The organism is Curtobacterium sp. PhB146, assembly GCF_004342995.1.
Taxonomy (GTDB): Bacteria; Actinomycetota; Actinomycetes; order Actinomycetales; family Microbacteriaceae; genus Curtobacterium.
On record NZ_SMBN01000004.1, the window covers coordinates 190,534 to 213,587 of the forward strand.

24 protein-coding genes and 1 tRNA gene are annotated in these 23,054 nt (G+C 72.0%); 14 read left to right on the top strand and 11 right to left on the bottom strand.

Annotation, left to right across the window (positions count from 1 at the left end; all coding sequences use genetic code 11):
* Positions 1 to 14: 14 nt before the first annotated feature.
* From EDF33_RS15735 to EDF33_RS15745, 3 genes are read right to left on the bottom strand one after another with little or no spacing between them, the layout of a single operon-like run.
* Entirely contained in the window at positions 15 to 1,337 is a 1,323-nt protein-coding gene (locus EDF33_RS15735; protein WP_123292604.1) for an NtaA/DmoA family FMN-dependent monooxygenase, read from the bottom strand.
* The gene (locus tag EDF33_RS15740) at positions 1,334 to 2,710 is read right to left on the bottom strand and encodes an LLM class flavin-dependent oxidoreductase (RefSeq protein ID WP_131878873.1); all 1,377 of its coding nucleotides are present in this window, start codon (positions 2,708 to 2,710) and stop codon (positions 1,334 to 1,336) included. The genes EDF33_RS15735 and EDF33_RS15740 overlap by 4 nt, the downstream gene beginning before the upstream one ends.
* The gene (locus tag EDF33_RS15745; RefSeq protein ID WP_159573002.1) at positions 2,707 to 3,747 is read right to left on the bottom strand and encodes an LLM class flavin-dependent oxidoreductase; all 1,041 of its coding nucleotides are present in this window, start codon (positions 3,745 to 3,747) and stop codon (positions 2,707 to 2,709) included. Before EDF33_RS15745 ends, EDF33_RS15740 begins: the two co-directional genes overlap by 4 nt.
* Before the next feature lie 235 nt (positions 3,748 to 3,982).
* On the opposite strand from EDF33_RS15745, the gene EDF33_RS15750 reads away from it, so the two are divergent.
* Entirely contained in the window at positions 3,983 to 4,993 is a 1,011-nt protein-coding gene (locus tag EDF33_RS15750) for an AraC family transcriptional regulator (protein WP_123292601.1), read from the top strand.
* A 118-nt stretch (positions 4,994 to 5,111) separates the two neighbouring features.
* On the opposite strand, the gene EDF33_RS15755 is transcribed toward EDF33_RS15750, so the two are convergent.
* Both EDF33_RS15755 and EDF33_RS15760 read right to left on the bottom strand, forming a co-directional pair.
* Entirely contained in the window at positions 5,112 to 5,444 is a 333-nt protein-coding gene (locus EDF33_RS15755; protein WP_123938239.1) for an ASCH domain-containing protein, read from the bottom strand.
* A 3-nt stretch (positions 5,445 to 5,447) separates the two neighbouring features.
* Positions 5,448 to 6,437 (bottom strand): hypothetical protein, encoded by a 990-nt coding sequence (locus EDF33_RS15760; protein ID WP_132100536.1) that lies wholly within the window; start codon positions 6,435 to 6,437, stop codon positions 5,448 to 5,450.
* Between the two features lie 130 nt (positions 6,438 to 6,567).
* On the opposite strand from EDF33_RS15760, the gene EDF33_RS15765 reads away from it, so the two are divergent.
* Together EDF33_RS15765 and EDF33_RS15770 are read left to right on the top strand one after the other, a co-directional pair.
* Positions 6,568 to 7,254 (top strand): HAD family hydrolase, encoded by a 687-nt coding sequence (locus EDF33_RS15765; protein WP_132100537.1) that lies wholly within the window; start codon positions 6,568 to 6,570, stop codon positions 7,252 to 7,254.
* Positions 7,255 to 7,342: 88 nt separating this feature from the next.
* Positions 7,343 to 8,509: a N(5)-(carboxyethyl)ornithine synthase gene (locus tag EDF33_RS15770; RefSeq protein ID WP_132100538.1), complete on the top strand. Its 1,167-nt coding sequence runs from the start codon at positions 7,343 to 7,345 to the stop codon at positions 8,507 to 8,509.
* A gap of 110 nt (positions 8,510 to 8,619) precedes the next feature.
* Here EDF33_RS15770 and EDF33_RS15775 read toward each other — a convergent pair whose 3' ends face one another.
* On the bottom strand, positions 8,620 to 9,198 hold the full coding sequence (locus EDF33_RS15775) for a TetR/AcrR family transcriptional regulator (protein WP_123292596.1): 579 nt from the start codon (positions 9,196 to 9,198) through the stop codon (positions 8,620 to 8,622).
* Between the two features lie 81 nt (positions 9,199 to 9,279).
* Here EDF33_RS15775 and EDF33_RS15780 point away from each other — a divergent pair, with 81 nt between their 5' ends.
* A complete protein-coding gene (locus EDF33_RS15780; RefSeq protein ID WP_131846194.1) occupies positions 9,280 to 10,161 on the top strand; it encodes an NAD-dependent epimerase/dehydratase family protein in 882 nt (293 codons plus the stop codon).
* 149 nt (positions 10,162 to 10,310) lie between these two features.
* Here EDF33_RS15780 and EDF33_RS15785 read toward each other — a convergent pair whose 3' ends face one another.
* Entirely contained in the window at positions 10,311 to 10,508 is a 198-nt protein-coding gene (locus tag EDF33_RS15785; RefSeq protein WP_123938243.1) for a hypothetical protein, read from the bottom strand.
* A gap of 26 nt (positions 10,509 to 10,534) precedes the next feature.
* A tRNA-Val gene (locus tag EDF33_RS15790) sits at positions 10,535 to 10,607 on the bottom strand.
* Positions 10,608 to 10,718: 111 nt separating this feature from the next.
* Between EDF33_RS15790 and EDF33_RS15795 the strand changes: the two genes are divergently transcribed.
* Positions 10,719 to 11,363, top strand: coding sequence for a SatD family protein (locus tag EDF33_RS15795; protein ID WP_132100539.1), 645 nt, complete (start codon positions 10,719 to 10,721; stop codon positions 11,361 to 11,363).
* Complete coding sequence (locus EDF33_RS15800; RefSeq protein ID WP_132100540.1) at positions 11,363 to 12,220, top strand: hypothetical protein; 858 nt, start codon at positions 11,363 to 11,365, stop codon at positions 12,218 to 12,220. Before EDF33_RS15795 ends, EDF33_RS15800 begins: the two co-directional genes overlap by 1 nt.
* A 159-nt stretch (positions 12,221 to 12,379) precedes the next feature.
* Here EDF33_RS15800 and EDF33_RS15805 read toward each other — a convergent pair whose 3' ends face one another.
* Positions 12,380 to 13,279 (bottom strand): hypothetical protein, encoded by a 900-nt coding sequence (locus EDF33_RS15805; RefSeq protein WP_132100541.1) that lies wholly within the window; start codon positions 13,277 to 13,279, stop codon positions 12,380 to 12,382.
* Between the two features lie 258 nt (positions 13,280 to 13,537).
* Between EDF33_RS15805 and EDF33_RS15810 the strand changes: the two genes are divergently transcribed.
* From EDF33_RS15810 to EDF33_RS15820, 3 genes are read left to right on the top strand one after another with little or no spacing between them, the layout of a single operon-like run.
* On the top strand, positions 13,538 to 14,065 hold the full coding sequence (locus tag EDF33_RS15810) for a hypothetical protein (protein WP_111085686.1): 528 nt from the start codon (positions 13,538 to 13,540) through the stop codon (positions 14,063 to 14,065).
* 60 nt (positions 14,066 to 14,125) lie between these two features.
* Positions 14,126 to 15,106, top strand: coding sequence for an aldo/keto reductase (locus EDF33_RS15815; RefSeq protein WP_132100542.1), 981 nt, complete (start codon positions 14,126 to 14,128; stop codon positions 15,104 to 15,106).
* The gene (locus EDF33_RS15820) at positions 15,103 to 15,654 is read left to right on the top strand and encodes a hypothetical protein (protein WP_123292588.1); all 552 of its coding nucleotides are present in this window, start codon (positions 15,103 to 15,105) and stop codon (positions 15,652 to 15,654) included. The genes EDF33_RS15815 and EDF33_RS15820 overlap by 4 nt, the downstream gene beginning before the upstream one ends.
* A 21-nt stretch (positions 15,655 to 15,675) precedes the next feature.
* Here the strand turns inward: EDF33_RS15820 and EDF33_RS15825 are convergent, their stop codons facing one another.
* Positions 15,676 to 17,259 carry a CoF synthetase gene (locus EDF33_RS15825; RefSeq protein WP_243692468.1) on the bottom strand — a complete coding sequence of 528 codons (1,584 nt, stop codon included), beginning with the start codon at positions 17,257 to 17,259 and terminating at the stop codon, positions 15,676 to 15,678.
* Positions 17,256 to 18,293, bottom strand: a complete 1,038-nt coding sequence (locus EDF33_RS15830; RefSeq protein WP_132100543.1) for a hypothetical protein — start codon at positions 18,291 to 18,293, stop codon at positions 17,256 to 17,258. The genes EDF33_RS15825 and EDF33_RS15830 overlap by 4 nt, the downstream gene beginning before the upstream one ends.
* A 103-nt stretch (positions 18,294 to 18,396) precedes the next feature.
* Between EDF33_RS15830 and EDF33_RS15835 the strand changes: the two genes are divergently transcribed.
* The 5 genes from EDF33_RS15835 to EDF33_RS15855 all read left to right on the top strand — a co-directional run bounded on the left by EDF33_RS15835 (position 18,397) and on the right by EDF33_RS15855 (position 22,927).
* Positions 18,397 to 18,774 carry a holo-ACP synthase gene (locus EDF33_RS15835; protein WP_123340429.1) on the top strand — a complete coding sequence of 126 codons (378 nt, stop codon included), beginning with the start codon at positions 18,397 to 18,399 and terminating at the stop codon, positions 18,772 to 18,774.
* A gap of 124 nt (positions 18,775 to 18,898) precedes the next feature.
* Entirely contained in the window at positions 18,899 to 19,207 is a 309-nt protein-coding gene (locus EDF33_RS15840; protein ID WP_123292585.1) for an acyl carrier protein, read from the top strand.
* Positions 19,204 to 20,379: an acyl-CoA dehydrogenase family protein gene (locus EDF33_RS15845; protein ID WP_207895428.1), complete on the top strand. Its 1,176-nt coding sequence runs from the start codon at positions 19,204 to 19,206 to the stop codon at positions 20,377 to 20,379. The genes EDF33_RS15840 and EDF33_RS15845 overlap by 4 nt, the downstream gene beginning before the upstream one ends.
* A complete protein-coding gene (locus tag EDF33_RS15850) occupies positions 20,376 to 21,344 on the top strand; it encodes an amino acid--[acyl-carrier-protein] ligase (protein ID WP_207906709.1) in 969 nt (322 codons plus the stop codon). The genes EDF33_RS15845 and EDF33_RS15850 overlap by 4 nt, the downstream gene beginning before the upstream one ends.
* On the top strand, positions 21,341 to 22,927 hold the full coding sequence (locus EDF33_RS15855) for an alpha/beta fold hydrolase (RefSeq protein WP_132100544.1): 1,587 nt from the start codon (positions 21,341 to 21,343) through the stop codon (positions 22,925 to 22,927). Before EDF33_RS15850 ends, EDF33_RS15855 begins: the two co-directional genes overlap by 4 nt.
* Positions 22,928 to 23,054 lie beyond the last annotated feature (127 nt).

A 23,054-nucleotide genomic window follows, 5' to 3' on the forward strand; every position in this document is an offset into this window, starting at 1 on the left:
GAGGGGTGGAGCGGTCAGCGGTGCGCGCGGTCCGGCACCCGGGGGTGTCCGAAGCGCTCGCGCAGGGTGAGGTCGTCGTACGCCGTGGCGGTCCGGCCGCGGCGCTGCAGTTCGGGCACGACGTGGTCGACGAACCGGTCGATCCCGCCGGGCAGGTACGGGAACTGCACGATGAAGCCGTCGGCGCCACCGTCGTCGGCGAGCTCCTCGAACCGGTCGGCGATCTCCGGTCCGGTGCCCGTCAGCAGGCTGCGGCGGTACGACCACGCGTAGACGTCGCGGGGCGTCGCGGGGCCGTCGGCGAGGAGCCGGTCGACCGCGGGCTTCGGCGAGCGGGTCTCGTTCGAGGTGTCGAACTCCTCGGCGTAGTCGAACGGCACGTCGACGTCGCGGCCGGACAGGTCCTGCCCGATCTGGTGCGACACGTCCTCGAGGATGAGAGCGTCCGGCGTCAGGGCGAGGATCGCGTCCGCCTCGGCTCGGGCGTCGGCGGCGGTCTCCCCCACGACCGGCATCACCGACGGCATGATCTTCACCGCGTCGGCGGAGCGGCCATGCCGGACGGCGCGGGCGCGCAGGTCGTCGACGAAGCGTCGGACGTCCGCGGTGGAGCCACCACGGGTGAACACCGCGTCGGCCGTGTCGGCGGCGAGTTCCAGCCCGGACTCGGACCCGCCGGCCTGGAACAGCAGCGGGTGGCCCTGCGGCGGCCGGGCGATGTTGAGCGGCCCGCGCACCCGGAAGAACTCGCCCTCGTGGTCGAGACGGTGCAGGCCGTCGCGGCGCGCGAAGACCCCGGACGACGGGTCGGCCACGATCGCGTCGTCGTCCCAGCTGTCCAGCAGCCCGTTCACGACGTCGACGAACTCGCGACCGCGCTCGTACCGCCGGGAGTGGTCGATGTGGGCGTCACCACCGAAGTTGCGAGCCTCTTCGTCGTAGCGGCTCGTGACGAGGTTCCACGCGGCTCGCCCACGGCTGAGGTGGTCGAGCGAGGCGAGGGTCCTGGCCACGTGGTACGGCTCGTTGTAGGTCGTCGACACGGTCGCGGCGAGGCCGATCCGCGACGTCACCTGGGACAGCGCGGCGAGCAGCGTGAACGGTTCGGGCCGCAGCGCACCGTAGTGGTCGACGCCCGACGGGTACCGGTCCCAGAAGTACAGGCCGTCGGCGAGGAAGAGCGTGTCGAAGACCCCGCGCTCGGCGGTCTGCGCGATGTGGCGGTGGTGCCGGATGCTCAGGTGCTCGGCGGGGCGCGAGGACGGGTGCCGCCACCCGGTGACGTGCGCGCCGCCCGGGTGGAAGGCGAAGGCGCCCAGCAGGATGCGGTCGCTCATGCGGACGCCTCCTGGTCGACAGCCGCGGGCGCGGGCGCGGCTGCCGAACCGTCGTACCGGCTCGCCGGTCGCGCCAGCCCGAGGTGCTCCCGCAGGGTGTCGCCGCGGTACGTGCGGTCGTACACGCCACGACGTTCGAGCTCCGGCACGACCTGGTCGACGAACCGGTCGACGCTCACCGGGATCGACGAGAACGCGAGCATGTAGCCGTCGGCGGCGTCCTGCTCGTAGCGCTCGGCCAGCCAGTCGGCGATCTGCTCGGGCGTGCCCGGCAGGAACCGACGGCGCAGGATCGTCCGGTAGACCTCGCGCAGCGTGGTGGCCTCGGCGGCGATGCGGCGGATCGACTCGTAGACGGACTTCGACTGGTTGATCGCCGTCTCGTCGAAGACGTGCTCGAACGGTGCGTCGAGCGGCCGGTCGGACAGGTCGGTCTGCAGGTAGTGGGACAGCAGGTCGAGCGAGACGCGGTCCGGTGTCAGTTCCTCGATCTCGTCGAGCTGCCGCAGCGCGTCGGCCTCGGTGTCGCCGATCACCGGCGACACCGCCGGCAGGATCAGCATCGACGACGCGTCACGTCCGTGCTCGACGGCGCGGCGCTTGTAGTCGGCGTACAGGGCCTGCGCGTCGGCGAGGTCGTCCTGCCAGAGGGTGAAGACGCCCTCGGCCTTCGCCCCGGCCAGCGCGCGGCCGGCCTCGGACGCCCCGGCCTGGAACAGCACCGGGTGGGCCTGCGGCGGCCGGGCGATGTTGAGCGGCCCGCGCACGCGGAAGAACTCGCCCTCGTGGTCGAGCACGTGCAGTCCGTCGCGCTTCGCGAAGTACCCGGACTCCTGGTCGTACAGGAACGCGTCGTCGTCCCAGCTGTCCCAGAGGCCCTGCACGACGTCGACGAACTCGGCACCCCGGCGGTAGCGGACGGCGTGGTCGAGGTTCGCGTCGCGACCGAAGTTCCAGGCCTCTTCGTCCGAGGCGCTCGTGACGAGGTTCCAGGCGGCCCGGCCCTCGCTGAGGTGGTCGATCGACGCCAGCTTCCGGGCCACGTGGTACGGCTCGTTGTAGGTGGTCGAGACGGTCGCGGCGAGCCCGATGTGCTCGGTCCGCTGCGACAGGGCACCGAGCAGGGTGAAGGGCTCGGTGCGGATGTTCACGGCGTGGTCGATGCCCGATGCGAAGCGGTCCCACACGTACAGCTCGTCGGCGATGAACAGCGTCGCGAACCCACCGCGCTCGAGCGTCTGCGCGAACCGGACGTAGTACTCGACGTCCAGGTAGGCGTTCGGTTCGCTGCCCGGCAGGCGCCAGCTCGTGACGTGCTCGCCGCCGGGGTAGAACACCATCCCGCCGAGCACCAGGCCGCCGTCGCGGGTCATGCCGTCACCGCCTCGTGGGCCAGGACGGCGCCGAGCTGCGGGGCCACCTGCTCGGCGAACAGCGCGAGGGCGTCCGTCCGTGCACCGACGTCGGAGTAGCCGTCGTCGACCTGCACGTTGAGCTGCGTCGCGTACCGGGAGTACGGCTTCGACGCGATCGACTCCGCGATGTCGTCGGCCGTGCCGTAGTGGAGGTTGAGCGACGCGGCCTTCTCGGCCAGGGTCGTCGCCGGCGGCAGGAACGACTCGCCCCACGCGTACTTCGCCTCGATGCCCGCACGCGCCTCGCGCAGCGCGGTCTCGCGGTCCGGGGCCGGGTAGATCGCCGTCGAGAGCGCGACGCGGGGAACAGCGCCGTCTGGCAGTGCGGCGTGGTAGGCGTCCGCGGTGACCTCGGCCGGCACGGTCTGCGTGGTGCCGATCAGCACTCCGTGCCCCCGACGGGCGGCGATGGCGGCGCTCTCGGCGCTGAGCGTGGCGTCCCAGATCCGGTCGAGCAGCCCGCTGCCGTCCGGGTTCAGGCGTGCGGTCCCCGTGCCGAGTGATGCACCACGCAGCGCGTCGAGCAGCCGTGCGAGCTGCTCGTCGAACGCGGCACGACGGGTGTCGTGGTCGGCCCCGACCAGACCGGGCGCGAAGACGTCGAGGGTCTCCGGGCCGCCACCGTTCGCGACGCCGAGTTCCACCCGGCCGTCGCTGATCGCGTCGAGGACGGCGGCGTCCTCGGCGACCCGGACCGGGTCCTCGTGCGGCAACGTGACCGCGCCGAGCCCGAGGCGCAGGGTGGACGTCCGTTCGGCGAGGGCGGCGAAGAAGACGAACGGGGACGGCAGACCGCCGCGAGCCGGTGCGTCGTCGTGCCGGAAGTGGAACTGGCGGACCCAGGCCCCGTCGTACCCGAGGCGTTCCGCCGCGGTGAAGAGCTCGAGCTCCTCGCGGTAGGCCCGGGTCGCCGGCGGCGCCTCGGTGCCGTGCGAGAACACCGCGATCCGCAACGGCACCGTGGCCGCGCGGGCGGTGCGTTCGACGTGCGTCATGCAACACTCCCTCGTCAGTGGAGCGATGCAAACACGAGCGAGCGACGCGCACGAGCGTCGACGTAACGGGACGCAGTGATTCGTCACGGAACGTAGGAGAGCGCGCACCGCGCGGAACAGGAGCATCATCGCCGCCCTTGTGCCCGGAGCAGGACCGACGTAGCTTGGCGGCAGCTGCCCCGGACCCCGGTCGCCGGAACTCCTGTGTTCCTCGAGACGATCAGGGAGTGTCACCGTGCCGCAAGAATCCGTCGACGAGACGTCATCCGCGACCACCACCACCGAACTGAGCACCGCCACCGCCGCCGCACCGGTCCGCCTGGAGGCCTCGGCGTCCTCGCCCGAGCAGGCCCTCGAGCAGTTGCCGGGCCTCGTCACGGGCACCTCCTGGCAGACCCGTCCGACCACCGGGGCGTACTCGTTCCGGTACCTGGCCGTCGGTGACGGCAACGTGACGCTGCGCCGGTCGCAGATGCGCGGCTACGTCCGCGGCACCGTGGCCCCCGACGACGCGTACATCGTCGTCCTGGTGCTCGGCGGCGTCGTCACGCTCGACCTCCTGCGCGGCGGCGGGCCGGTCGACAACGGCGTGCCGGCGCTGATGCCCACCGAACGACGCGCCGTGGTCGAGGCCAGCAACCACGACGCCGTCATGGTGCACCTCACCCGCGCGTTCGTGCGGTCCGTCGCCGAGGAGCGCCACGGCCTGCCCTCCGGCGGCCTGCACCTCGACGAGCGTGCCGTCCCCGCAGCGGACGCCGTCGTGCGCTGGCGGCAGGTCCTCGAGTCCGCTCGTCGGGTCCTCGCGGCGCAGGGTGTGGCCTCCACCGCCTGGTCGGACGCCACCCGGGCCGTCGCCGTCGCCTTCCTCGCCCTGTACCCACCGAAGGCCGCCGAACCGTCGAGCGCCCTGTGGGCACCCCGGAACGCCCGGATCCGGCGAGCGGTCGACCACGTGCACGAGCACGCGGCGGAACCCATCGCCGTATCGGACCTCGCCGCGGTGTCCGGCTTGAGCGTCCGTGCCGTGCAGGAGTCGTTCCAGCGGCTGTTCGGGATGCCGCCGTCGGCCTACGTCCGGTCCGTCCGGCTCCAGCGCGTCCGGGGCGACCTGCTGCGACTCGACACCGCGACCACCTCGGTGAGCGAGGTCGCCCGCAGCTGGGGGTTCGCCCACCTCGGCCGGTTCTCGGCGGAGTACACGAGCCGCTACGGCGAGTACCCGAAGGCCACGCTGCACCGGTGACCGGTCGAGCGCGCGCCACGTGCCCTGGGCAGGGCCGACGGGCGGACGGGAGGCGCGGGGCGGGCCCGGACCGCGCCTCCCGTCCGTCAGGTCGTGCCGTCCACCGCCCTGACGGACGTCACGCAGACGGCGTCGCGTCGAGCGCGATGACCGCGACCTGGACCACCGCGTCGTCCGGCATGTCCGGGTAGTAGTTGGCGCGCAGCTGCCGGGCGAAGTCGACCATGTCGGTGTCGGCCGGCTGGTGCGCCGCCCGAGGGGTGAGCTCCGCCAGGCGGTGGTCGGTCACCTCGGTGACCTGGCCGGCCAACGGCGTCGCCGAGGGGTGCTCGTCGAAGACGAACACCGCGGGGCCGGTGCGAACGTCCTCGTGCCAGCGCACCGTCGTGACCTTCTCGCCGCGCTGGACGGCGTCGTGGTGCTTCTGGTGGAAGTGGATCGTCTGGGACACGGATCAAGTCTGGTCGATGTCGACCAGGTCCGCGTGCCGCGCGGCGTAGGCCGTCGCACGGCGGATCCGGCGGAGCGTCAGCGGGACGATCCAGACGAGCACCGCCACCATGAGCGCGAGGAACACCGGCGGCAGGATCCCGAGGTCGCCGCGGATCCACGTCGACACCATCTGGAACGCGAGCGCTGTGTAGAGCAGCCCGATGTACGCGAGCTGGAACCGCAGCGCGAGTGGGACCACCGTGGCGTACCGGACGGCGCCGACCTGCTCAGCCGGGTCGAGCGGCAGGTCCGCGCCGCGGGCCACGATCTTCGCGAAGCGACGGAGTCGACCGAGGTCGTGGCCGGCGGACGCCCGCAAGAGCCCGTTCAACGGCAGCGACTGGAGCAGGGCCGCGAACGCGGTCGCAGTGAAGACCAGCTGGCCGGCGAGGAAGGCCGCCTGGGTGAGTCCAGCGGGGTCGTCCCCGGTGAGGGCGGCCAGGACCACCACGCCGATCGTCACGACGACGATGGACACGCCGAAGGTCACCGCGATCACCACGATCGTGTGGCGGAGTTCGGCCGGTCCGAACCGGTAGCCGACCGGGTACGCCGACGGCGACGGCTCCGTGCGCCGGAACAGCGCACCGAGTGGACGCGCGATCACCAGCAGCGCCGCCGCTCCCCCGATCAGCACGACCGGCACCCAGACCGGCGCACCGGCCGAGACCGACGCGAGCACGATGACCACCGCACCCGCCACGTCCACGGCGACCACGCCCAGCAGCCACCACCGCAGGTACCGGGAGCTGTCCGTGGACGACCGGTGGTCCCAGTAGCCCGCCAACGACCCGACCACCGCAGGTCCGACGACGAACATCGGGATGCTGACGCTCACCGCGATGATCAGGACGTCCGAGACGTCGCTGAGTTCGAACACCGCCAGCAGGGTGCCCCCGAGGGTGAGCGCCGTGATCAGCACGATGAGCAGGACGTAGCTCAGGACCCGCATGGGGTGACTCCTCTTCCGGCAGGACGACGCCTCCCAGTGCATCCTGGCCGAGCGCCGACGGGCCGGCCCACTTCGTGCGGAGAACCGCATCACGTCAGGTCGTCGAGGTCGCCGTCCCTACGCTGAGGACATGGCGCATCTGCGAGCGGTCGGGTTCGACCTCGACGGGACGCTGTTCGACCACCGTGGCGCAGCGACCGCCGGTGCCGCCCGGTTCCTCGAGTCACTCGGCGTGCACGCCTCGGCGTTCGCCATCGGCCGCTGGTTCGCCGCCGAGACCGAGCAGTTCGAGCGGTGGCGAACAGGGCAGATCAGCTTCCCCGAGCAGCGGCGCGAACGGCTGCGGGCCGTCCTTCCCGCGCTCGGCGTGCCGATCCCCGCCGACGACGGTGGGCTGGACGAGCTCTTCGACGCGTACCGGCACCAGTACGAGGCATCGTGGCGTGCGTACCCGGGGAGCCTGCCGCTGCTGCGGACGCTCCGTGTGCAGGGGTACCGCATCGGCGTGCTGACGAACGGCACCGAGACGCAGCAGGTCGACAAGCTGCGCCGCACCGGCTTGCTCGACGCGGTCGACGTCGTGTGCACCTCGGAGCGGATCGGGGTGCAGAAGCCGGACCGTCGCGCGTTCGAGACCCTGTCCGCCGAATTCGGCGTCGAGCCGAGCGGCTGCTTGTTCGTCGGGGACAGTGTCGCGCACGACGTGGAGGCGGCCTGGGCCGCCGGGATGCACGGGCTGTTGATCGACCACGAGGCCACGGACGGCCCCGACATGGAGACCCTGGTGCTCACGGCGCTCGCCGACCGCCGCGGGTGACGTGGCCGCTCGGCCGCTCGACGGCTCGGCCGCTCGACGGCTCGACGGCTCGGCCGCTCGGCGGCGGCAAGCGGCCGTAGAGTGCACCATGACCCAAACACCGGCAGCATCGCCGCTGCTGCACCTCGGGGTGCTGGCCGAGTCGCGGAAACCCGACGAACGCCGCCTCCCGATCCACCCCGCCCACTTCGAGCGCATCGACCCCGACCTGCGCGCGAACATCATCCTGGAACGCGGGTACGGTCGCCGCTTCGGCGTCACGGACGACCAGCTCGAACCCCTCGTCGGCGCCATGGCGGACCGAGCCGAGCTCATCGCCGCGTCGGACGTCGTCCTGCTGCCCAAGCCCCAGGTGTCCGACCTCGAGGACCTGCGGGACGGGCAGGTCCTGTGGGGCTGGCCGCACTGCGTGCAGGACCCCGCCCTCACCCAGGTCGCGATCGACAAGCGCCTGACCCTCATCGCGTGGGAGTCGATGAACCACTGGCGGTCGGACGGCGGGTTCAGCCTGCACGTGTTCCACAAGAACAACGAGCTCGCGGGCTACTGCTCGGTCATCCACGCCCTGCAGCTCTGTGGTTCCACCGGGGACTACGGCCGCCGCCTCACCGCGGTCGTGATCGGCTTCGGGGCCACCGCCCGCGGTGCCGTCACCGCGCTGAACGCCCACGGGATCCACGACGTCCGCGTCCTGACCAACCGCGACATCGCCGCCGTGGGGTCGCCGATCCCCTCCGTCGACATGCTGCAGATCAGCCAGGACGACCACGACCCCAGCGGCAACACGGTCAAGACCGAGGACGGTCCGGTGCCGCTGGCGCCGTACCTGGCCGAGAACGACATCGTCGTGAACTGCACGCTCCAGGACCCGAACGCGCCGCTCACGTACCTGCGCACCGAGGACCTGGGCGTGTTCCGTCCGGGCAGCCTCATCGTCGACGTCTCGATCGACGTGGGGATGGGGTTCGAATGGGCGCAGGCGACGACCTTCGCCGAACCGATGACCACCGTCGGCGAGAGCACGAACTACTACGCCGTCGACCACAGCCCGTCGCTGCTCTGGAACTCGACGACGTGGGAGATCAGCGACGCGCTGATGCCGTTCCTCCGGCCGGTGATGGCCGGTGCGGCTGCGTGGGCCGACTCGGAGACGATCCGACGCGCCGTCGAGATCGAGGACGGCCACGTGCGGAACCCGGCGATCCTCGCGTTCCAGGGGCGCTCGGACGAGTACCCGCACGCGGTGGCCGGCTGACCCGGGCGCTGGGCGGGCGCTGGTCGGGCGCCGGTCGGGCGCTGACCCGATGCGGAACGACGAGGTCGACGTCGTGCGACAACGGCCTCGTCGTACCGCGTCGGCGGTGCTCACCGGAGCGCCGCAGCAGCCTCCCGCAGCTCGGCGAACGCTGCGAGCGCATGACCCGCGAGTCCGTCGTCATCAGCGCGTGCCGCACCGGCCCACCGGTCGAACCCCTGCTTGAAGGCGAGCACGCCCATCTCGCTCGCGAGCCGGGCCGTCGGTTCCGCGACCCCGCGCTCGATGAGCGCATCGGTCATCGCGGCGGCCATCCCGACGCTCTTCAGGGCGTCGCGCTCCTGCAGTTCGGCGCTCGCGGCGACCGCGGCCTTGAGTCGCGGTCCCAGCTCGCGGTTCATCGGACCCATCTCGCCCGATGCACGTTCGAGCCCAGCGGCGACGGCGTCGAGCGGTGAACGTTCGGGCGCTGCGTCGGTGATCCCCTCGGACAACAAGCGGCTCAGCGTCTCCTGCCCGGCGACGAGCAGTTCGCGCTTGTCCGGGAAGTGTCGGAAGAAGGTGCTCTTCGTGACCCCCGCTCGCTCGGCGATCTGCGTCACGGTCGTCTCGTCGTACCCCTGCTCGGAGAACAGGTCGACGGCGGCCAGGACCAGCCGTTCCCGAGCTCCCGGTTCCCATCGCGCCATGGAAGCATCCTACGGGACGGGACAATTGTCTCATCACAGGTGTACGGTGACGAGACACTTGTCCCATCACTGGAGGATCTCATGCGCGTCTTCATCACCGGCGGCACCGGCACCATCGGAACGGCCGTCGTCGCCGAACTCATCGCCGCAGGCCACAGCGTCACTGCGCTCGCCCGCTCAGAACGCTCGGCCGCAGCCCTCACCGCGGCGGGCGCAGAACCGATCCGGGGCGGTCTCGGCGACCTCGACGTCCTGCGTGCCGGTGCTCGCGCCGCCGACGGCGTCGTCAGCCTCGCGTTCTCGAGCGACTTCAGCTCGCCGGACGCCCTGACCCGGGGCATCGCCGAGGAGGCGGACGCGATGGCCGCACTCGGCGAGGAACTCGTCGGCTCCGACCGCCCGTTCGTCGTCGTGTCCGGCACCCCGTGGGTCCCGGGCAGGGCGTCGACCGAGGCCGACCCTCTGCCCCTCGAGGGACCGGTCGCCGGCCGCGCTCGGTCGACGCTCGCCGCGCTCGAGCTCGCGGAGCGCGGCGTCCGGGTGTCGGCGATCCGCCTGCCGCGGACCGTGCACGCCGACGGCACGGGCGGCTTCGCGGGCATCCTCACCGAGACGGCCCGAGGCAGCGGTGTGGCCGGGTACCCCGGAGACGGCGAACAGCGCTGGCCCGCCGTGCACGCTCGGGACGCTGCCGTGCTCTTCCGACTGGCGCTGGAGGTCGCACCGGCCGGCACGGTCTGGCACGCCGTGGCCGACGAGGGCGACCGGGTGCGCGACCTCGCCGAGGTGATCGGCCGACGGCTCGGACTGCCGGTCGAGCGCGTCGCGGATGAGACGTTCGGGGCGTTCGCCCCGATCTTCGTGATGGACCAGCCGGCGTCGAGTGAGCACACGCGTCGCACGCTCGGTTGGGAGCCGGTCCACGAATCACTGCTGGCAGACCTGGAACACGTCGAGCGCTGACGTCGAGCGCTGACGTCGCGCCCTGGGCGCGACCGAGGGACGGACGGGAGGCGCGGTGCAGGCCCGCACCGTGCCTCCCGTCCGCCGTCGGCGCGCGTGACCTGCCCCGCGTCGGTCGCGCGGACCGGTGCGGTCGTCAGGCGGTGCGGTCAGTTCCCCCACACGAAGAACGCGATGACCCCGCCGACCAAGACCGCGCCGATCGGGACGAGGTACACCCAGTCGTGACGGATCGGACCCTGTCCGGGCTGGTGGTCGCGCTGGAACGGGGCGACCGGGTTCCCACTCGTTCCCGGCAAGAAGTCGACGGAGTGCTGTCGGACCGGCTCGTGTCGTCGGCTGTTCATCGGACCCCCCGTGATCGCGTCTGCGGTGGGCTCTGGCGGGCTCGAACCGCCGACCACTTCGGTGTAAACGAAGTGCTCTACCAACTGAGCTAAGAGCCCGCGACACGATCCTAGAGGTCGATTCCCCGTATCGTTGCGCTGGACATCCCGTCCGTTGGCCAGTTCAGCGCTCGGCTTCATTTCGCCGATAGTAAGCCGTACACTTAACCCATGTCCGACGACCCCGTCTACGCCGTGATCCTCGACCTCGTCGACTCACGAACGCTCGACGACCGCCCCGCCGCACAGCGCGAGGTCGAGCAGGCGTTCCGCGAGACGACCGACGTCACCCCGGTGGACCCGGTGCACGCGACCGTCGGCGACGAATTCCAGGTGATCTACGCCACGCTCACCGACGCGCTCGTCGCCAGCACCGCCGCCATGCTCGCCCTGCCACCGACGGTGCAGGTCCGGCTCGGGATGGGTCGCGGGACGGTGCGGACGGTGGGGTCCGGTACGAGCGGTCCGCTCCAGGACGGCCCGGCGTGGTGGTCCGCCCGCGACGCCATCAACGAGACGCACCGCCGTGAAGACGGCAGGACGTCCTTCCTCCGGTCGTGGTTCCACGCGTCCGACGATCGCCACGACACCGAGGAGCGACTCGTGAACGCCTACTTCCTCAGCCGCGACCACGTCATGGCCCGCCTGACGCCCCGGACGAGACGCATCGCGCTCGGCCTCGTCCAGGGCCGGACCCAGGCGCAGATCGCCGCGACCGAGGGGATCACCCCGTCAGCGGTGTCCCAGTCGGTGCAGAAGTCGGGTGTGGCCGCGATCGTCGAGGGCCTCCGGGTCCTCGTGGGACAGGAACGCTGATGCTCGCCGGGATCCTCCTCGCACTCATCGGTCTGGGCGACGTCGTCCGGGCCCGCACCGGTGCCGATGCACACCGGCAGCGCACGCTGACCACCATCGCGGTCGTCGTGCTGTGGGCCGGGGTGTCCGCCGTGGCGTGGCTCGGTCTCGGTGTCCCCGTGTGGGGTGTCCTCGTCACGGTGGTGCTCGCGGCGGCGTGGATCGCCACGACCGCGCCGGTCCGAGCCGGTACCGGGACCGCCGACGACGACCATGACGCGCCGACGACCCGGGGGCTGCTGCGGCGGTCCGGGTCCTGGCCAGCGGTCCTGCTCGCCCTCGCCGTCGCCGTGCTGCTGCTCTGGGGGCCACTGCCCGACGGCACGGGCTTCGTGGTCGACTGGCACGACGGCTCGGGCCTGGCGTTCGTCGACGCCGTTCCGCTCGCCGCCGTCGTGGGCGGTGTCGGCTCGGCGCTGTTCCTCGTCGACTCCGCGAACGTGGTCGTCGCCCAGGCACTCCCGCCGGGACTGCAGCGCGGAACCACCACGGGCGCCGAGGCCAATGACCTCCGCCGCCGGTTCGGGCGACGCCGACGCGCCGACGCCGACGCCGAACAGTCCGGGGACAGCACGGTGAGCCTCAAGGGTGGACGACTGATCGGCCCGATCGAACGACTGCTGCTGGCCGGGTTCGCGATGGCAGGGGCCTTCCCGGTGGTCGCCGCACTGATCGCGGCCAAGGGCATCGTCCGGTTCCCCGAGATCCGGCGCGAGACGACCGGCTACCAGGCGGAGTACTTCCTGATCGGCAGCCTGGTGAGCTGGGCGATGGCCTTCGCCGCCGCCGGCATGTGCTGGCTCCTGGCGCACAGCTGACCCGCGCGGAGCCCGTCGCGCGCGTTTCCCGAGGTTCCGAAATCTCGGCATCTCGCGGCCCCGAGCGCGCCGCTGTGGAACCTCGGCGATGAACAGGCTGCGAGTCGTGGAACCTCGGCCCAGCGAGTCAGCCCGGCATCGGGCGCTTTCGGAGCCTCGTCAGGCTGCGCGGCGCGCCCGACCCTCGACCTGACGTTGGACGAACGCCTGTCGGAGTCGCTCGAACAGCACGGCCGGACGCCCGGTGTCGGCAGCTGTCGCGTGGATGACGATCCAGCCGTTCACCGCGAACCCGTTCGACCGGCGCTGATCGTGCTGGAAAGTGCGGCGGTCACGGTGGTGGTCGCCGTCGTACTCGAGCGCGATCCGGAGTGTCGGCCACGCGAGGTCTGCTCGGCCGAGGAACGAACCGCGGTCGTCCACGACGTCGACGTTCACCTCGGGTTCCGGGAACCCGGTGTCGACGACTCCGAGCCGGAGACGCGTCTCCATGGGTGACTCGACTCCTGTCCGCACCTTGTCCAGCGCCGCTCGTGCTCGTCGTGCCGAGCGACTCCCCGCGACGATCGCGGCCGCCAGTCCGTCGATGGTGGCGAGCCCGCTCGGACCGACGAGGTGGTCACCCAGGACGACGAGTTCGACGGCGGTCAGCACTGACGCGGATTCGAACCACGCGCGCGCTGGCGGACTGACCGGGATGCCGCGGACGAGTTCCGGCCGGAAGCCCTCGATCCGAAGCCGGTGCGGGATGACCTGGGGGCGGCGCATGATCGGCGCGGTCCCGATCGCCGTCACGTGCACGAGTTCGTCGTCGAGCCGTGACGGGAGCGGCGCTCCCCAGAGCCGAGCGGCCGTGGTGTGGCTGACGAACTGGTCGCTCCGGAGGACGACGGCGATCGCTTCGACGACCGTCACAGGGACGTCCGCTCGCACCCGGACGCCGTGGACCGGAGCCCTGAGGTCACGACGGGTCAGCCGCGCAGGGCTCGCTCCGGCCGCGATGGCCTGCCGCACCAGGAACGGCCTCGGCGGGTGGTCGACGCGTGCTCGGTTCCCCATGACGAGAGCATCGCGCACGAGGTGTCGGGCCCGACCACGGTCGGACGCATCTGTGGAGAACGACGTGGGACGGGCCTCCAGTCCGAACCGGAAGGACGTGGCGAGGTTCCACGACATGCCGCGCGATGATCGCCGAGGTGCCGATCCGGGCGAACAGCGGCCCGAGATGCCGAGATTTCGGAACCTCGGCGGCACACCGCGGAACCTCGGGCGCACCCGCACCCGAGAACCCCGGGGGTGGCGGGTACCCTCTCCCTCGTGAACGGTGCCGGTGTCCTCGACGAATCCGGGCGGCTGCGGCTCCTCGGCTCCGGGGTGACGGGTGCCGCGTTCGCGGTCGTCCTCGTCATGCTCGTGCTGTCGTCGTGGACCGAGGCGACCACCACCGTCCTGGTCTCCGTCGGCATCCCGTCCGCGGCGGCAGGTGCCGCGATCGCCGTGTACCTGCAGCTCCGGTCCTGGCGCGCCGAGGGCGGGTACGAGAACTCGGTCCTGGTCCGCGACTGGGTCGCCGAGGGCCAGATCCCGGTCGGAGTACCCGCCGAGCTGTGGATCCCGCTCGTCCAGGCGCAGGCCGACCGCGAAGGAGCCGGCTGGGGCAAGGTCGTCCTCGGCACGCTGTGGATCGCGATGACGTGGTCGATGCGTGACCAGCACGACGCCCTCATCACGACGATGTTGATCCTGCTCTGGGCCGGAATGGTCCTGTGGGCGGCGGTGTGGGTCATCCCCCGCGCTCGAGCGGCCCGTGCGCTGCTCCGCCGCGGCGTCTCCACGATCGGCTGAGCGACCGCGCGGGACCATCGGCTGAGCGACCGCCGGAACCCGCTGACTACGCTCGGCGGCATGCAGAGTCGCACCCTCGGTCGCACCGGCCGCGAAGTCTCCCCCATCGGTCTCGGTACGTGGCAGTTCGGCGGTGACTGGGGTCCGGTGAGCGAAGCGGACGCGAACGCCGTGATGGACGCCTCGGTCGAGTCCGGTGTCACGCTCTTCGACACCGCCGACGTGTACGGCGACGGTCGCAGCGAGCAGCTCATCGGTTCGTGGCGCGCATCGAACCCCGACGTGCCGTTGACGGTCACGACGAAGATGGGCCGCCGTGCCGAGCAAGTCCCGGCGAACTACGTCGCGGCGAACTTCCGCGAGTGGGTCGACCGCTCCCGGACGAACCTGCGGCAGGACACGCTCGACCTGGTGCAGCTGCACTGCCCGCCGTCCGACGTGATCGGCGACGACGCCGTGTACGACGCCCTCGACGCGCTGGTCGCCGACGGCTCGGTCGCCGCCTACGGCGTCAGCGTCGAGACGGCCGACCAGGCACTCGCCGCGATCGCCCGGCCCGGCGTCGCGAGCGTCCAGATCATCCTCAACGCGTTCCGGCTCAAGCCGCTCGACCGCGTGCTGCCGGCAGCCCTGGAGGCAGGGGTCGGCATCCTCGCGCGCGTCCCGTTGGCATCGGGGTTGCTGTCCGGCAAGTACACGACGGAGACGTCGTTCGCCGAGGGCGACCACCGCAACTACAACCGCCACGGCGAGGCCTTCGACCAGGGCGAGACGTTCAGCGGTGTGGACTACGACGACGGCGTGCGCGCGGCGCAGACCTTCGCAGCGTCGCTGCCGGACGCCGTCTCGGTGCCCCAGGCGGCGCTCGCCTGGGTCATCGCGCAGGACGGCGTGACCGCGGCGATCCCCGGAGCCCGCAACCCGGAGCAGGCCCGGTCGAACGCGGCGGCCGGCGACCTGCCGGAGATCGACGGCCTGGACGCCACGGTGCGCGACCTCTACGACACGTGGTTCCGCGCCACGGTCCACGACCGCTGGTGAGGACCCGCGTCGTCGCGGTCGCGGTGGCCGCACTCCTGCTGCTGTCGGGCTGCGCAGCGCCGGGGGCGGGGGCGTCGCGCGACGCTCCGCCGTGGCCGCGGCCGACCGACCTGTCCGCCCGTGCCGACGCTGCGGGCCTCCGGAACGTGTGGGGCGAGCGGCTCGCCGAGCACGTCCACACCCACCTGACGATCCTCGACGGTGACACCCCGGTGACGGTCCCGGCGAACATCGGGCACTCGGACCGGGGGAAGTTCGCCGCCGAGATCCACACGCACGACACCTCGGGCATCGTGCACGTCGAGTCCCCCACCGAGCAGACGTTCACGCTCGGTCAGTTCTTCGACGAGTGGGGCGTCTCGCTCGGTCCGGAGCACGTCGGTGGTCTGCGCGGCGAGCTCACGGTGTGGGTGGACGGGCGCCGGACGATCGGCAACCCACGCTCCATCGAGCTGACGAACCGGCGCGAGGTCGTCCTGATCGTCACGACGATCGGCGAGGTCCCGCGCCTGCCGGCCCCCTTCGACTGGCCGCCGCAGTACGGCTAGCGAGCACCGCACCGCCCCCGCTCACGCCTCCTTCGGCGCGACCCACGTCAGGTCGAGCTCCCACTGCTCCACGGAGCCGGCAGGCAACTGCCACACGTACTCGTTCTTGAGCTTCTTGCCGTCCTCGCGGAACGGCCCCGTCCGGTACGGGTAGAACGCCACCGTCGGCAGCGTGCCGGGCGGCGCCGTCCGGATCGCGTTCGAGAAGTCCTTGTTCAGCCGCCGCAGTTCGGCGATGACCGCGGGGCGCGCCGCGTCCGAGTCGAAGGACCCGGCGCCCGCAGCGAGCTGGAACGCGATGTGCAGCTGGCGGTCGCCCCGGTCGTCCTCGTAGCTGATGAGCCGGTGGTTCTCGACGGCCTCGAGCAGCTCCGGGTCGCCGTAGACCACGTCGCGCACGACGTCCGGTGCGACGACCGCGCCGTTGTAGTCGACGGACAGGTCGGACCGGCCGTAGTGGAACAGCAGCGGCAGGTCGAGCTCGGCTGCGTCGGCGAGTTCGTCGAAGCCGTGTGCGCGGAGCGTCTGCCGCAGTGGACGCATCCGCACGACGTGCCCGCGGTCGTGGATGTTGTACCGGATCCGCGGACTGATGTTCTCGGACCGGGTGATCGTGACGACGAGTTCGCCGAGTTCGTTCGTCTCGATCAGGTACCCGAACGGGTTGAACTGGAACACCATCGGCAGCACGCCGTACTCGGCCTGCTTCGTCAGCGCGGCGGACAGCTCGGGCGACGCCGCGATCGCCCGACGCAGCTGCACGCTGAACGGCGTCTCGATGCCGAGGTTGATCTCCAGGTCGCTCGCCCCGTACGAGCCGAGGACGGCCTGTGCGTACTGCTCGATGTGGGCTCGCATGTTCTCGCTGATGCCCTCGCCACCGAACGCCGCGACGATCGTGTACTCGCTCCAGTCGAGCCGGTCGTCCTCGAACAGCGCCTTCAGGAACGGCGGGTAGCTGCAGATGATGTACGTGAAGTCGGTGCCGAACTCGCGCATCGTCTGCACGATCTTGTCGCGGTCGGGCCCGATCGACTTGATCATCGACGACTCGGTGAGCGACGCCGTCACGTTCATGCCGGTGGCCCAGGCCCCGAGCGAGAACGCGTTGAGCACGAACGGCTGCTTCGGCAGGTGCTTCGCGGTGCGCGAGAACCCGAGCTGCAGCAGCTGCCGTGTGGCCTGCCGTTCGTCGGGACCCCGCACCCAGCTGGTCGGCGTGCCGCTCGACCCGCTCGACTCGTCGACGACGACCCCGCGTCGGGGCAGCCGCCCGTCGACGCAGCGCTCGGGGATGCTCCACCGCTTGACGTAGGACTCCTTGTCCATCTCGGGCAACCCAGAGATCGCTGCGGCGATCCCGCCTCGCGTGTCGAGACGGAACGGACGGGAGGCCCTCCCCGCCTCCGCCAGGAACGCCCCGTACGCAGGCACCCGCTTCGCAGCCCGCTCCACGGTCCGCCAGGCACGCCAGCGTCCGAGGGTCCAGCGGAGCGGCTCGATGCCCGGCGTGAGCAGGAGCTTGTGGGTGCCGACGCGCGGCATGAACAGCGCCACGAAGGTCTCGACGACCCAGACGACCGTGAAGACCGCGGCGCGCTTCACCGTGCACCCCCGAGTGTCATGGCGGCCGCCGGTCTGCGGTGTGCCAGGGGTGGTGGCGCGCTGTGCCCGAAGCGGAAGAGCATCCACGCCATCCGGCCGTCGGACTCGTCGACGCCGGCCTGTTCGACGAAGGCGGCGTGCGAGCGCGGGTTCGTGATCACGGTGCCGAACGGGTGCAGGGCGATCCCGCGCGCAGTGAACTCGAGCCAGATCCGCATGAACACGCGGCCGGCCTCGACGTACTCGGCCGGCGTGCGGAACGGCCCTTCGAGCCAGCCGAGCTGCCGGACCCCGCGCATCGTCGACAGGTACACGCGCTTGAAGACCCCGCCGACGCCGGGTGCTTCCCACAGCCCGCGGTGCTCCATCGCGAACCGGAGCACCGGGCCGGGCATGAGCATCGTCTCGGCCGACAAGCCGTCACCGGTCGTCGCCGCCTGCCGCTTGGAGAACCGCAGCCAGTGCAGGATCTCGTCGTGCACGGCGTCGTGCTGCAGGTCGTCGAACAGCGTCTCCTGGTTCACGCGCACGATCTCGTCGACGGTCGGCCGGTCAGACGTGGTGCGGAAGCGCTGCCCAGCGGCCGACGCGATGGCGGACGCCGCCTCGATCGCTGAGTCGTCCACCAGGGTGGCGTCGTAGGGCCTGCGTGAGGTGCGCCGCGCGAGGAAGCGGGCCAGGGCCTCCCGGTCGTCCACCGTGACCGCCCGCGGACGCAAGGTCACGCTGCCCAAGCGGTGCAGACGGTCATCGGCCGCGCCGTCCAGCCGGCCGAAGTCCATCTCGGCGTGGTCGAGCCGCTCCTGCACGGTGAAGCCGTGCGCCCGGGCGACGACCTCGAGCCCGGCCAGGAACACCCCAGCGCAGACGTGCCCGAACGGGATGCCGAAGGACTCCGCCGGCAGCCCCCGTCGCAGGTCGTAGAACACGGTCGCGGTGCGGTCGTCCTCGACACGCACGACGATCGGTTGCGAGTTGTGCGGCGACGGGTAGTGTCGCGCGTCCTCGATGATGCCGGTCCACGGTGATGCCATCGGTTCCCCCTCGGTGGTCTCTGGCACCGATCATACGAACCCCCTCCGACGCCCATGCCGCTGCCGGCATGCGGGGCCACCGCGACCTGCGTAGCCTGCTGCCATGGGCACGATCCGGACCGGCACCGACCTCGCCGCGGTCGAGGACGTCGTGGCGGGCATCTCCGCCCACGGTGAGCGGTACCTGGACCGGCTCTTCACCGTGCGGGAGCGCACCGACGCGGGCGACGACCCGGAGCGTCTGGCGGCACGGTTCGCGGGCAAGGAAGCGGTGGTGAAGCTCCTCCGTCCCGCTCCGGACCAGGCGATCCCGCTGCGCGACGTAGCGATCGTCCTCGACGACCACGGGGCGCCGACGGTCGAGCTGACCGGGGCCGCCGCCGCGCTGGCCGAGTCGGTCGGGTGCGGCCCGATCGCGGTGTCGCTCGCGCACGAGCGGGGTCTGGCCGTGGCGACGGCGGTCGCGCTGTCCGACCGCTGACGGGGCGCACCGGCACCACCGCCCGCGCCACCCTGTACCACCGCACAGGGGCGTCGGACGCCGTGCGGTTTCGCGCACCCGCACGGCGGTTTCCCGAGGCCCGGTCTTCCTTATCGTTGCCGTCATGGACCAGGAACCACAGCTCTCCAGCACGACCGCACCGACGGCGACCACGACCGCGACGCTCGCCGACCCGGCGATCGAGCAGGCCGTCCGCCGCGCTCTCGCCGACCACGGGCGCCTGACCGTGGACGCGCAGGACGTCGCCTCGATCGCCGACCTGTACGCGCTCGGGCTGTCGTCGCACGCCACGGTGAACGTCATGCTCGCCGTCGAGTCCGAGCTCGACGTCGAGTTCCCCGACTCGGTCCTGAACCGGTCCACCTTCGCCACCGTCGAGTCGATCGTGGCCGCTGCGGAGCTCGCCTCGTGACCCTGACCATGGCGGCGACCGCGGTCGTCGACCGGTTCGCCGAGCGTGCCGCCGCCGTCGCCGCGGTCGCTGCGCAGTTCGCGGACGAGGTCGACCGCGACGCCCGTCCGCCGCGCGAGGCCATCGCTGCGATGCGCGAGTACGGTCTGCTCGCCGCTGCCGTCCCCGCCGAGCACGGTGGCGAGGGCGCCTCGGTGTCCGAGCTCTCCGCGATCGCCACCGAGCTCGGGCGTGCCTGTGCCGCCACCGGGATGGTCTTCGCGATGCACCAGGGTCAGGTGATGGCGCTCTGGCGGCACGGCGGCGACGGTGCCGGCGTGCTCGAGACCATCGCAGCGGTCCGCGACGGCGCGCTCGTCGCCTCGGCCACCACCGAGCGCGGTGTCGGCGGCGACGCCCGCCGTTCCACGTGCTCGATCGAGGCCACCGACGACGGCCGGATCCGCCTGCGCAAGGACGCGCCGGTGATCTCGTACGCCACCGAGGCCGACGCGGTGTTCGTCACCGCCCGCCGCGACCCGGACGCTCCGGCCTCCGATCAGCGGCTGCTCATCTGCCGGACCGACTCGATGGTGCTGTCGCAGACCTCCACCTGGGACACCATGGGGCTGCGCGGGACCTGCAGCAACGGCTGGATCCTCGACACCGAGACCACCGTCGACCGGGTGTTCCGCGACGACTACGCCGCGATCTCGGCGCAGACGGTCCTGCCGGTGTCGCACGTGCTCTGGGCCTCGGTGTGGCTCGGCATCGCCGCCTCGGCAAGCGAGCGCGCCCGGACCGCCGTCCGCAAGCAGGCCCGCGCCGCGATCGGGACGACCCCACCCGGAGCACTCCGGCTCGCCGAACTCCTGGTCGACCTGCAGGCCCTCGCCGACTCCGTCCGGCACGCCGCCGAGCGGTTCGACGCCGCCGCCGACGACCCCGAGGTGCTCGCCTCGAGCGCCTACGCCCTCGCCGCGAACGCCCTGAAGATCGGGGCGTCCGAGCGCGTCACCGACATCGTCACGAAGGCGATGCGGATCGTCGGGATCGCGGGCTACGCCGCCTCCGGCCCGATGAGCATCGCCCGACACCTCCGAGACGCCCACGGTGCCGCCGTCATGGTGAGCAACGACCGTCTCCTCAAGAACGACGCCGACCTGGCCCTCATGACGGGAGTGATCCTGTGACCATCACGGACCCCACCACCAGCACGACCAGCACGACCAGCCCCACCGCTCCGGACCTCGACGCCGCGCGCGCCGCACTCCGTGCCCGCCTGCTCGCCGACCGCGTGCTCATCGACCTCGGCTCCCCCGGGCTGTACGGCCGCACCGGCGTGTTCGAGCGTGTGTACACAGCCGTCGACGCCGCGGCCGTGCGCAGCCAGCAGGACCTCGACGCCGAGGTGCTGCGCTTCCCGCCGGTCGAGCCGCTCGCCGCGTTCGAGCGCACCGACTACATCGCGTCGTTCCCGGACCTCGCCGCGTCGATCTCCGGCTTCACCGGCGACGACCGCACGCACCGGGCACTGCTCGCCGCCCGCGAGCGCGGTGAGCGCTGGGAGGGCTTCCTCGAGCCCGCCGACCTCATGCTCACCCCCGCGGTCTGCCACCCGGTGTACGGCCTGGTCGGCGACACGATCCCGCAGGAGGGCCGCTTCTTCGACATCGTCGGCGACTCCTTCCGCCGCGAGCCGTCGCTCGACCCGATGCGCCTGCAGGCCTTCCACATGCACGAGTTCGTGCACATCGGCACGCCGGCGTCGGCCCAGCAGCACCGCGACGGCCGGATCCCGGTGATGCGCGAGCTGCTCGAGTCGTTCGGCCTCGAGATCGACGTCGTCCCCGCCAACGACCCGTTCTTCGGCCGCGTCGGGCAGATGCTCGCCCGCAACCAGGTCGAGCAGGCGCTCAAGTTCGAGTTCGTCACGCCCGTCTACGGTGACGACCACCCGACCACGGCGATCAGCTCGGCGAACCTGCACGAGGACCACTTCGGCACCTCGTTCGGCCTCCGCACCGCCGACGGCGAGGTCGCCCACAGCGCCTGCATCGCCTTCGGCCTGGAGCGCATCACCATCGCCCTGTTCGCCGCGCACGGCACGGACGTCGACGCCTGGCCGGCGTCGGTCCGCGCGGCACTCGAGCTGTGACGACGCTGCACGGATGGTCCGGTTCACCGGCCGTCCGGGCCGCCGTGCAGCTGCCGCCCGCGGCGCGGGCCGGCGTCGTCATCTGCCCGCCGCTGGGACAGGAGGGCGTGATCGCGTACCGCACGCTCCGCCTGCTCGCAGACCGCCTGGAGGCCCGTGGCATCGCCTCGGTGCGCTACGACCCGTCCGGACGTGGTGACGGTGCACCCGACACCGACCCCGACGCGCAGGTCCGGTCCGCAAGCCACGCGGCCGCCGTGCTCCGCACGTCGGGAGTGCAGCACGTCGCGTTCGTCGGACTCGCCTCCGCAGCCCTCGTCGCCGCGGCCGCCGCGGAGGACGCCGACGCCCTGCTCGTCTGGGACGCCCCGGCGTCCGGTCGGGGCTGGCTCCGTCGGCAACGTGCCCTCGCGACGATCACGATCGGCAGCGAGCGGATCGTGGACGGCGTCGAGAGCCTGATCGGCATCGAGGTCGAACCCGACGAGGCGACGGCGCTCTCCGCCCTCGCCTTCGCGCCGCGCACCGGTCCGACCGTGGCGCTGGTGCGGCCCGAGACCCGCGCGCCGAAGGCCCTCGGACCCGTCGAGACCGTCGAGGTGCCCGGCAGCGCCGAGTTGCTCGACGGCACGAGCATCCACGCCCGGATCCCCGGAGCCGCGGTCGACCGAGCCGTCGCCTGGCTCGACGCCTGGGCGCCGACCGCTGCGGCGCCGGTGGTGCCGCCCGTGCTCGACGAGGTCCTGGACGTCGACGGCCGCGTGTCGGAGCGCATCGTCCGCCTCGGCCCCGACGCGTTGTTCGCCGTCGAGACCGTGTCGTCCGCCCAGCACCACGACGCCCCGCTCGTCGTCCTGCACAACGGCGCCGCCGAACACCGGGTCGGCGCCACCGACTACCAGGTCGACCTCGCCCGTGCCCTCGCGCGTGACGGCGCCCGCGTCGTCCGGGTCGACCGCCGTGCCACCGGCGAGAGCACCAGCGTGCGCGAGGACGAACGCAGCTTCCTCTTCGCCCAGGAGTGGGTGGAGGACCAGTCCGCCGTCGTCGCCGACCTCGGCACCCCCTCGGACCGCCTGGTGCTCGTCGGCATGTGCGCCGGCGCGTGGCTCGCCGGTCGGTCGGCGGACGAGGCTCCGCGCCTGGTCGTCGAGATCAGCCCGAACGACTACCGCCGGCAGCCGGCGGCCCCCGGCAGCTACGAGGACGCCGTCCGCGCGGTCGACGCGCCCTCGGCACGTCGGCTGTGGGTCCGCCGGCGGTACAACGCCGTCGTGCCGAAGGCCCTGCGCGAGTGGATCGCGCGGCGGGACCGCGTCGGCGGCGTCGTCGAGCACGTCCGACCGCTCGTGGAGCACGGCACCGATGTCGTCGTGATCGCCGCCCCGGACGACGCCGCGCTGTTCGACCGGCTCGGCGGACAGAAGGCCCTGCGCCGCTACGGCGGTGTCGGTCGGCGCGGTTCGGTGTCGATCGTGCGGGTCGAGGACGGCGACCACTCGCTGTTCTCCCCCGTGATGCGTCGCGCCGTGCGCGCCGAGGTGCGTTCCCGCGTCGCGGCGACGTTCCCCGTCCCCGCCTGACCCGTCGACCCGCTCCGGTGCGTGTGCATCGAGCGACGTTCCACGAGCGGATCGACTCGTGGTCTGTCGCAGTGTGCGCACGCATCAGGTGCGTGTGCATGTTCCGACGATCCACCGGTCGATCGAC

Bases quoted from the DNA above. Each gene is read 5' to 3' on its own strand.
- EDF33_RS15835 (WP_123340429.1), top strand. From the start codon at position 18,397: ATGGGCACGATCCGGACCGGCACCGACCTCGCCGCGGTCGAGGACGTC.
- EDF33_RS15795 (WP_132100539.1), top strand. From the start codon at position 10,719: ATGTCCGACGACCCCGTCTACGCCGTGATCCTCGACCTCGTCGACTCA.
- EDF33_RS15735 (WP_123292604.1), bottom strand. From the start codon at position 1,337: ATGAGCGACCGCATCCTGCTGGGCGCCTTCGCCTTCCACCCGGGCGGC.
- EDF33_RS15760 (WP_132100536.1), bottom strand. From the start codon at position 6,437: ATGCGGGTCCTGAGCTACGTCCTGCTCATCGTGCTGATCACGGCGCTC.
- EDF33_RS15800 (WP_132100540.1), top strand. From the start codon at position 11,363: ATGCTCGCCGGGATCCTCCTCGCACTCATCGGTCTGGGCGACGTCGTC.
- EDF33_RS15785 (WP_123938243.1), bottom strand. From the start codon at position 10,508: ATGAACAGCCGACGACACGAGCCGGTCCGACAGCACTCCGTCGACTTC.
- EDF33_RS15805 (WP_132100541.1), bottom strand. From the start codon at position 13,279: ATGGGGAACCGAGCACGCGTCGACCACCCGCCGAGGCCGTTCCTGGTG.
- EDF33_RS15775 (WP_123292596.1), bottom strand. From the start codon at position 9,198: ATGGCGCGATGGGAACCGGGAGCTCGGGAACGGCTGGTCCTGGCCGCC.
- EDF33_RS15740 (WP_131878873.1), bottom strand. From the start codon at position 2,710: ATGACCCGCGACGGCGGCCTGGTGCTCGGCGGGATGGTGTTCTACCCC.
- EDF33_RS15815 (WP_132100542.1), top strand. From the start codon at position 14,126: ATGCAGAGTCGCACCCTCGGTCGCACCGGCCGCGAAGTCTCCCCCATC.
- EDF33_RS15745 (WP_159573002.1), bottom strand. From the start codon at position 3,747: ATGACGCACGTCGAACGCACCGCCCGCGCGGCCACGGTGCCGTTGCGG.
- EDF33_RS15770 (WP_132100538.1), top strand. From the start codon at position 7,343: ATGACCCAAACACCGGCAGCATCGCCGCTGCTGCACCTCGGGGTGCTG.
- EDF33_RS15780 (WP_131846194.1), top strand. From the start codon at position 9,280: ATGCGCGTCTTCATCACCGGCGGCACCGGCACCATCGGAACGGCCGTC.
- EDF33_RS15830 (WP_132100543.1), bottom strand. From the start codon at position 18,293: ATGGCATCACCGTGGACCGGCATCATCGAGGACGCGCGACACTACCCG.
- EDF33_RS15840 (WP_123292585.1), top strand. From the start codon at position 18,899: ATGGACCAGGAACCACAGCTCTCCAGCACGACCGCACCGACGGCGACC.
- EDF33_RS15765 (WP_132100537.1), top strand. From the start codon at position 6,568: ATGGCGCATCTGCGAGCGGTCGGGTTCGACCTCGACGGGACGCTGTTC.